Annotated in this window: 7 protein-coding genes and 1 pseudogene; 1 reads left to right on the top strand and 7 read right to left on the bottom strand. The window is 73.6% G+C overall.

Going from position 1 to position 7,932, the window contains the following annotated elements; translation table 11 throughout:
* The 7 genes and pseudogenes from IH13_RS0111400 to IH13_RS0111430 form a co-directional block, all read right to left on the bottom strand.
* Nucleotides 1-242: pseudogene (locus tag IH13_RS0111400) on the bottom strand (hypothetical protein); the annotation flags it as partial.
* A gap of 13 nt (nucleotides 243-255) precedes the next feature.
* Nucleotides 256-1,416 (bottom strand): hypothetical protein, encoded by a 1,161-nt coding sequence (locus tag IH13_RS0111405; protein ID WP_031083476.1) that lies wholly within the window; start codon nucleotides 1,414-1,416, stop codon nucleotides 256-258.
* Complete coding sequence (locus IH13_RS0111410) at nucleotides 1,404-2,639, bottom strand: hypothetical protein (RefSeq protein WP_031083478.1); 1,236 nt, start codon at nucleotides 2,637-2,639, stop codon at nucleotides 1,404-1,406. Before IH13_RS0111410 ends, IH13_RS0111405 begins: the two co-directional genes overlap by 13 nt.
* Nucleotides 2,640-2,797: 158 nt before the next feature.
* Nucleotides 2,798-4,273, bottom strand: a complete 1,476-nt coding sequence (locus IH13_RS0111415) for a GntP family permease (RefSeq protein WP_031083481.1) — start codon at nucleotides 4,271-4,273, stop codon at nucleotides 2,798-2,800.
* Between the two features lie 187 nt (nucleotides 4,274-4,460).
* Nucleotides 4,461-4,871 (bottom strand): RidA family protein, encoded by a 411-nt coding sequence (locus IH13_RS0111420; RefSeq protein WP_031083483.1) that lies wholly within the window; start codon nucleotides 4,869-4,871, stop codon nucleotides 4,461-4,463.
* A 6-nt stretch (nucleotides 4,872-4,877) separates the two neighbouring features.
* Nucleotides 4,878-5,639: an IclR family transcriptional regulator gene (locus IH13_RS0111425; protein WP_031083485.1), complete on the bottom strand. Its 762-nt coding sequence runs from the start codon at nucleotides 5,637-5,639 to the stop codon at nucleotides 4,878-4,880.
* Nucleotides 5,636-6,694 (bottom strand): sugar kinase, encoded by a 1,059-nt coding sequence (locus IH13_RS0111430; RefSeq protein WP_031083486.1) that lies wholly within the window; start codon nucleotides 6,692-6,694, stop codon nucleotides 5,636-5,638. The genes IH13_RS0111425 and IH13_RS0111430 overlap by 4 nt, the downstream gene beginning before the upstream one ends.
* A 137-nt stretch (nucleotides 6,695-6,831) precedes the next feature.
* On the opposite strand from IH13_RS0111430, the gene IH13_RS0111435 reads away from it, so the two are divergent.
* A partial coding sequence (locus IH13_RS0111435; protein WP_031083489.1) for an alanine racemase occupies nucleotides 6,832-7,932 on the top strand: 1,101 nt, incomplete at its 3' end.

Below are 7,932 nucleotides of genomic sequence, written 5' to 3' on the forward strand. Positions count from 1 at the left end.
GCCGCGGCCCCCGCCTCGCAGTACTCGGTCTCCTGGCCCATCTGCTCGGCTGTCCGCCCGCTGAACTCCAGCTCGGCACCGCCGAAGTACGCCTCGGCCTCCTCGGCCGCCAGTGCTCCCCGGCAGGTGTCGGCGGGGCTCCCCTCCGTGCCGCCCCGGAGGCCGGACCCCCAGATCAGCCCGCCGGCCGTGAGCGCCAGGACCAGCGCCGCCCCTGCCGCCCAGGTACGTCGTCCGCTCATGCCTCTCCCCCGGTCACGGCGCGTCGGTGTGCGTGGGCGCGGCGGGCTCGGAACAGTGGTGGGCCGCGGCCGAGCGCTCGGCGAAGACCTTCAGCGCGGAGAGCGCGTGCGCCCGGCCGGCCCCGCCCCCCTCGGCCTTGTCGTCGTACCGCACGAGCCGGAAGAGGGCGGGTTCCCCGCCGCCGGGGCAGTCGGCGGTGGTCCAGTAGCTGCCGTCGGGCAGGACACCCGCCCGCTGGCCGGCCTCGACCGGGTTCCGTGTCCCGGAACCCGTGGTGAGGACGTGCAACTCGCTCTCCGCGTACGGGCCGTACTGCGCGACGAGCGTGTAGACGGTGTGGCCGTCGGCGCCGCCGAGCACGCACTGCTCGAACGGTGCGGTGCCGCGCTCGCTCTCCCAGGCCCGCACCACCGCCTTCCCCCGGGCGCTGATGCCGGAACAGGTCCCCTCGGCGTCCGCGAGGGCCACGTACTCGTCCTCGTTCACGGGCAGGGCGACCGTGGACAGCGGTGTGCCGAGGTCCGCGTCGCAGTTCCACGTGCGGGAGGCGTTGGCGGCCGTGGCGGTGGCGATGCGTGCGAACGCGGTACGGCGCCGCGGGTCGTCGAGGGGGGTGTCGTCCAGGTACCCGCCCACCTCCGCCTCGACGGTGACCAGCAGGTCGCCCGGGCCCGCCGCGCAGTCCAGCAGCACGGAGGTGGTGGCCTTCGCCTCCGCGCCGCGGGATCCACCCGTGCTGAACACACCGTTCCATCCCTGGCCCAACGGGGTGGGCGGCAGCGCGGACCGCACCGATGGGTAGAGGCTCTCGTAGGCGCGGTCCTCGTGGTCGAGGGTCGGCACCCCGCTGACGGTGACCCTCACCGACCCGTCGCCGGGGTACTCCCCCGCGTCCGCGTCGACGTCGCGGCTGACGCCGCACACCACCCGCAGCGAGGTCGTGGTGTCGTCGAGGCTCCCCTCGCTCGTGTTCTTCCCGGCCTTGAGATGGCGGTCGCCGAGGACGGAACGGACCTCGTCGGCGGGGAGCACCCCGTCACAGGCCTGGGTGAGCACCCGGCCGGAGGACCAGCGGTCGTAGCCGCCGCCGAACCAGAGGACACCGCCCGCGACCAGCGCCAGCGCGCCCAGCCCGGCTCCGGCCCTCGCCGCGTACCGCTTCACCGGGACCATTCCTCCACCTCCCCCAGGACCTCCGTGTCGTGGCAGTGCGCACGCTGCGGCCAGCTGCCGCCGGCCGTCAGGTAGCGGTCGAGGGCGGCCTGCGCGTCCGTGGAGAACCGCCTGCGGACCCCGGCCTCCACGACGACGTCCCGCTCTCTCCCCGCGTCGAGTGCGGGGGTGACGGCGATGCGGTGGTAGCTCGGTCCGCCGTCGCACTGCGACTTCGCCCACAGGGCCAGCTGCGGGCGGGGGAACTCCTCGGTGTCGAGCACCACACCGCCGTCCTTGGCTCCGGGTGACCGGGGGCCCTCGGTGGGAGCGGCTCCGGCGCGGGAGTAGCGCTCGTACGCGCCCCGGGCGAACTCTCCCGACCAGCTCTCCGCCCGCAGCTCCTCGACGGGCAGGTCGGCCGGGTAGCCGAATCCGGTGGTGCTGCCCGCGCAGTACCCGGCGCGCCCGTCGTACGCGCCGTCTCCGGAGAACGTCCAGTCCCCTCCGGCGAACCGCAGCTCCTCCGGGTCGATCCACGCGCAGAGCTCCGTCGGCGTGGGACCTTCGACCCGGTGGGGCGAGGCGTCCGTGCCGATCGGTCCGCGGCCGCAGTCCTGCCGCCCGATCACCCAGTTGGCGACGTCCACGGCCGTGCGGGCCACGAGCAGGTACTCGGCGTCGGACACGTCGTACTCGCGGTCCTGTTTCGACGGCAGTTTCACCGAGACGTCGAAACCCTTCGACGGCAGGCTCCGGCCCCGTACCCCGCGGGGGCAGTCCACCCGCAGGTGGGCGCGGACCTCGCTGCCGTGCAGCCGTCCGTCGGACGTGGTGCTGCCCCGTACGCCCGACGGGAGGGGAAACGGGAAGTCGTAGACGGACCCGGCTCCCCCGGCCTGCGCCGCGACCAGCGCTTCCGCCCGCACCCGGACGAGCGCGTCGGGCTCCCACCGCCCCGGGCCCCAGGCGAGCGTGCAGTTCAGCAACGCCCGGCTCTCCTGGTCCGGGTCGAGCATCGTGCCGTACTCGTCGAGCACCCCGGCGCTGTCCGCCGGCACGAAGTCCCGCAGTTGCTCGTGGGGCAGCAACCCCGCGCAGGCGTGCTCCAGTTGCTCCAGGTTGTCGGTCCGCTGCCGCGCCCGCCCGGCCGAGGACCACACCAGACCCCCGGCGACGAGGGCCGCGGCCACCCCGCCGACTACGGCGTAAAGCAGCCAGGTGCGCCCTCGTATGCCGCGCATCGCATGCCCTTCCCCCCGCGCTGGTCCGAACGAGGACGCTATCAGAGCGGTCTGCGGCGCCCTCGGCCGCGCTTCCGGCCTGGGCACCACGGTGACCGGTGCCGCGTCAGCCCGGGTCCGCCCCGGGCGGGCCCGGGCGGGCCCGGGCTGACGCCGTATCAGATCACCAGGCTCAGGGCCGCCGCGACGACGAATCCGGCGACCGACAGCACGGTCTCCAGGACGGTCCAGGACTTCAGGGTGTCGCGTTCCGAGATGCCGAAGTACTTGGAGACCATCCAGAAGCCGCCGTCGTTGACGTGCGAGGCGAAGATGGAGCCCGCCGAGATCGCCATGATGATGAGCGCCAGGTGCCCCTGCGACATGTCCTGGCCCTCGACCAGCGGGACGACGATGCCGGCGGTGGTGACGATCGCGACCGTCGCCGAGCCCTGGGCGACCCGCAGGACGACCGAGATCAGCCAGGCGAGGAGGATGACCGGCAGGCCCACGTCGTTGAAGGTGTCGGCGAGCGCGTCCGCGATGCCGCTGCCCTTGAGCACGGCGCCGAAGATGCCGCCCGCGCCGACCACCAGCAGGATGTTGCCGACCGGCTTGAGCGAGGCGGTGGAGACCGCTTCGAGGGACTTGCGGGACCAGCCGCGGCGGATGCCCAGCAGGTAGTAGGCGAGCAGCAGCGCGAGGGTCAGGGCGACGAACGGGTTGCCGAAGAACTCGACGACCGAGCGGAAGAGGGAGGGGTCGAGCGCGATCGAGGAGAACGTCGCGGCGAGGATCAGCACCAGCGGGGTGCCGATGATCGCGAGCACGGTGCCCAGCGCGACGGGCTTCTCGTGCGGGGTGGCCCCGGCGGCCCGCTGCTCGGCGACGACGGCGGCCTTCGACTCGGCGGCGGCCTCGACCATGTCCTGCGGTACGTCGACGAAGAGGCGGTTGCCGATCCAGGCGGCGTAGGCCCAGGCGGCGAGGACCGACGGGATGCCGACGAGGGCGCCCATCAGGATGACCCAGCCCAGCGAGACGTCGAACAGTCCGGCGGCGGCGACCGGTCCGGGGTGCGGCGGCAGGAACGCGTGGGTCATGGAGAGGCCGGCCAGCAGCGGCATCGCGTACAGGAGGATCGATTTCCCACTGCGCTTGGCGGCGGCGTAGACGATCGGCGCGAGGACGAAGATGCCGACGTCGAAGAAGACCGGGATACCGAAGATGAGGCCGGTGAGGCCCATGGCGAGCGGGGCCCGCTTCTCCCCGAAGAGGTTCAGCAGGCGGGTGCTCAGCACCTCGGCGCCGCCGGACACCTCCAGGATCGCGCCGAGCATCGTGCCCAGCCCGATGATGATCGCGACGTGGCCGAGGATGCCGCCCATGCCGGACTCGATGACGGAGACCGCCGCGGATTTCTGGACCGTTCCGAAGAGTTCGGTGACGGAGAGGCCGGCCCCCAGGCCGACGGCTATGGAGACGGCGAGCAGCGCGACGAACGGCTGCAGCCTGGCCTTGATGATCAGCAGGAGCAGGAGCGCGATACCGAGGACGGCGACGGTCAGCAGGCCCGCGGTGCCGTCGATCAGGAGGAGGAGTCCACCGGTGTGGGGTGGCGCCTCGGCGGCGGCCGGTGCGGCGAAGGGGAGCACGATCGGTCAACTCCGGTGAGGGTGAGGGTGTTTCGGGCAGGGGGGAGCGCGGCACGGCGCTCCCGTGGGGCGAGGTCGGAGCGCCGGGCCGTGGTGCGGGGTGGGGTGGTGCGCGGGGTGGGGCAAGCGGCTCAGGGGGTCGGAGGCGGTGCAGGCGGTGGTGCGGGCCCCAGGGGCCCGGCGGACGTCAGCCCAGGACGGCGAGGGCGTCGATCTCGATGAGCAGCCCCTTGGGCAGGCCCACGTAGACCGTCGTACGGGCGGCGGCGGGGGCGGTGAGGCCCTGCTGCTCGAAGTACTCGTTGTAGATCGCGTTCATCTCGGCGAAGTGGTCGACGTCGGTGAGGTAGACGCGCATCATCATCACGTCGTCCCAGCTCGCGCCGCCCTCCTCCAGGATGGCCTTGACGTTGGCGAAGGTCTGGAGGGTCTGCTCGCGCAGGGTGGGGCCGGCCGGGGTGGGGGCCTGGCCCTCGACGGCGGGCAGGAAGCCGACCTGGCCCGCGACCTGGAGGATGTTCCCCTTCCTCACCCCGTGCGAGAACTTGGCGGGCGGGGTGGTGTGGGTGCTGGGGGTGAGGGCGGTCTTCTCGGTCATGGTGGTTCAGGCCTTCTTCGCGGGGGTGGAGGTGCCGGAGTACTCCCGGCTGACGGCGTCGGCGGTGCGGCGCACCAGCGGGAGCAGGGTGAGGAGTTCCTCGGCGGTGACGACCACGTTCGGCGCGGACACCGACATGGCGGCGACGACCCGCCCGTCCGCGCCCCGGATGGGGGCGCCGACGCAGTTGATGGACTCCTCGTGGCCGCCGAGGTCGGTGGCCCAGCCCTGTTCGCGGACGACGGCGAGTTCCTTGAGGAAGGCGCCGGCGTTCGGGGTCGAACGGGACGTGTACAGGGGGTAGTCGAGCCGTTCGGCGATCGCTCGCCGCTCGGGCTCGGGCAGGTCGGCGAGGAGCAGCTTGGCGACCGCGGCGACGGTGATCGCGACGGGTTTGCCGATCCGCGAGTACATCCGTACCGGGTAGCGGCTCTCGACCTTGTCGATGTAGAGGACCTCCTCGTCCTCGTACACGGCGAGGTGGACGGTGTGCCCGCAGCTCTCGTTGAGTGCGACGAGGTGGGGGTGGGCGATCTCGCGGACGTCGAGGTTCTCGACGGCTTCCTGGGCGAGGGCGAAGAGCCGGGCGCCGAGGCGGTAGCGCTGGTCCTCCTGACGGTGGACGAGGCCGTGCTCGTGGAGCGTACGCAGCAGGCGCAGCGCCGTGGACTTGTGGACGCCGAGTTGTTCGGCGACCCGGCCGAGGTCGGCGGGGCCCTGGGCGAGCAGCGGCAGGATGCTCAGCGCGCGGTCGACGGTCTGGCTCATGTGGCGGGTACCTCCTCGTTCGCCCCTGCGGCTGCTGTCCAGCCGGGGCCGAGACGAAGTGTGCCCCAGGCGGTGTCGTCCAGGGCGGCGAGGCGGTCGGCGAGCGGGCGGGCGGGGGGCGCGGTGAGGTCGCCGGGGACGGTGAGGACGGCGGCGGCCATCAGGTGCCCGTGCCGGGCCCGGTCGCGTACGGGCAGGCCGCGCAGGGTGGCGGAGAGGAACCCGGCGGCGAACGCGTCCCCGGCGCCGACGGGGGCGACGACGTCCACGTGCAGGGCGGGGACCTCGGTGACGGTGTCCCGCCCGCCGCCGGTCCGGGAGAAGACGGTGGCGCCGTCCGCGCCCCGCTTGACGACGAGGACGTCCGGTTCGGGCAGCGCGGCGCGGATGGCCGCCGTACCGGTGACGCCCCAGGCCTCCTCCGCCTCGTCCTCCCCGGCGAAGACGAGGTCGCAGCGGCGGGCGAGGTCCAGCAGGACACCGGGGCCGGGGCCGCCGGGCCGCCACAGGCCGGGCCGGTGGTTCACGTCGAAGGAGAGCAGGGGGCCCTCGGGGCGGGGGGCGGTCAGCTCGTGGAGCAGGGCCAGGCAGTCGGTGGAGAGCGCGGCGGTGATGCCGGACAGGTGCAGGACCCGGCCGCCGAGGAGGGCGTCGTGGGGGACGTTGTGCGGGGCCATCGCGGAGGCGGCGGACCCGGCCCGGTAGTACGCCACCTCGTGGACGTCGGTGGCCCGGTCCGTGGCGGTGCGGAAGTAGACGCCGGTGGGGCGGTCCGGGTCGCGGCGTACGGCGGAGGTGTCGACCCCGTACGCGGAGACCGCCTCGACGAGGTGGTCCCCGAACCCGTCGGCGCCGACCCGGCTGACCCATCGCACCGCGTGCCCGGCCGAGGCCAGTGCGCAGGCGACGTTGGACTCGGCACCGCCGATGCCCCGGGTGAAGGCCGGGACGTCGGCGAGGCGGCCGGGCCGCGAGGGCAGGAACGTGACCATGGACTCACCGAGGCAGACGACGTCCGTGTCCGCGGCGGGTGTCCTGGCTGCGTGTCCGGGCACTGCGGGCTCCTCGTGGTCGGCCGTGGGCGCCGGTGGTGACCATTGACCCGGCATCGGCTCGGATGTTAGACAGCCCCAAGCGATATACGCAATGCCCGTTGCAAGCTTTGCAACATCACTTCTCCGAGGAGGCTCCCTTGGCCGCCGAGCAGCAGCCCGCCGCGCTCTCCGCACTCGCCGGTGAACGCGTCGACCACCGCTTCAAGGGGCTGCCGCCCGACGCCGAGGGGCTGACCGTCGGCGCCCTGGCCGCCGAACGCCGGAACCTGTTCACCGGCGGGTTCACCACGCCCGTACTGGCGCTGTCCGCCGAGTCCGTCGAGGCGAACCTCGCCCTCCTGGAGACGTACACCGAGCGGCACGGACTGGCCTTCGCCCCGCACGGCAAGACGTCGATGTCCCCGCAGCTCTTCGCCCGTCAGCTGGACTACGGCGCCTGGGGCATCACGGCCGCCGTCCCGCACCAGGCGCGGGTGTACCGGGCCCACGGCATCCGCCGGATCTTCCTCGCCAACGAGGTCGTCGACCCCGTCGCCCTCGGCTGGCTCGCCCGCGAGCTGGACGCCGACCCGGACTTCACCTTCGCCTGCTACGTCGACTCGGTGCGCGGGGTCGAGCTGATGGACGAGGCCCTGCGCGCGGCCGGTGCCGTGCGCCCCGTCGACGTCGTCGTCGAGCTGGGCGCCGGGCAGGGCGCACGCACCGGCGCCCGGACGGAGGAGGACTGCGCGGCGGTCGCCGACGCGGTGGCCGCCGTGTCCACGCTGCGCCTGGTGGGGGTCGCCGGATACGAGGGCGAGGTCCCGGACGCCACGCCCGAACGGGTCCGCGCGTGGCTCGGCCGGCTCGTCGCGCTGGCCGCCTCCTTCGACGCGGACGGCCGTTTCGCGGAGCTCTCGGCCGACGAGGAGATCCTGCTCAGCGCGGGCGGCAGCGCCTGGTTCGACGCGGTCGCGGAGGTCTTCGCGGACGTGCCCGCGCTCAGCCGCCCCGTGTGCAGGCTGCTGCGCTCCGGCGCGTACGTCAGCCACGACGACGGCCACTACCGCCACCTCACCCCCTTCAACCGCGTCCCCGAAGAGGGCGCGCTGCAGCCGGCGTTCCGGCTCTGGGCGCAGGTCGTGTCCCGGCCGACCCCCGAGCAGGCATTCGTCAACGCGGGCAAGCGCGACGCGGCCTACGACCTCGACCTCCCCGAGGCGCAGGCCGTCCGCTCCGCCCGCGACGGCTCGGTGCGG

The organism is Streptomyces sp. NRRL WC-3549 (genome assembly GCF_000721935.1).
Lineage (GTDB): Bacteria > Actinomycetota > Actinomycetes > Streptomycetales > Streptomycetaceae > Streptomyces.

Bases quoted from the DNA above. Each gene is read 5' to 3' on its own strand.
- IH13_RS0111405 (WP_031083476.1), bottom strand. From the start codon at position 1,416: ATGGTCCCGGTGAAGCGGTACGCGGCGAGGGCCGGAGCCGGGCTGGGC.
- IH13_RS0111410 (WP_031083478.1), bottom strand. From the start codon at position 2,639: ATGCGCGGCATACGAGGGCGCACCTGGCTGCTTTACGCCGTAGTCGGC.
- IH13_RS0111420 (WP_031083483.1), bottom strand. From the start codon at position 4,871: ATGACCGAGAAGACCGCCCTCACCCCCAGCACCCACACCACCCCGCCC.
- IH13_RS0111425 (WP_031083485.1), bottom strand. From the start codon at position 5,639: ATGAGCCAGACCGTCGACCGCGCGCTGAGCATCCTGCCGCTGCTCGCC.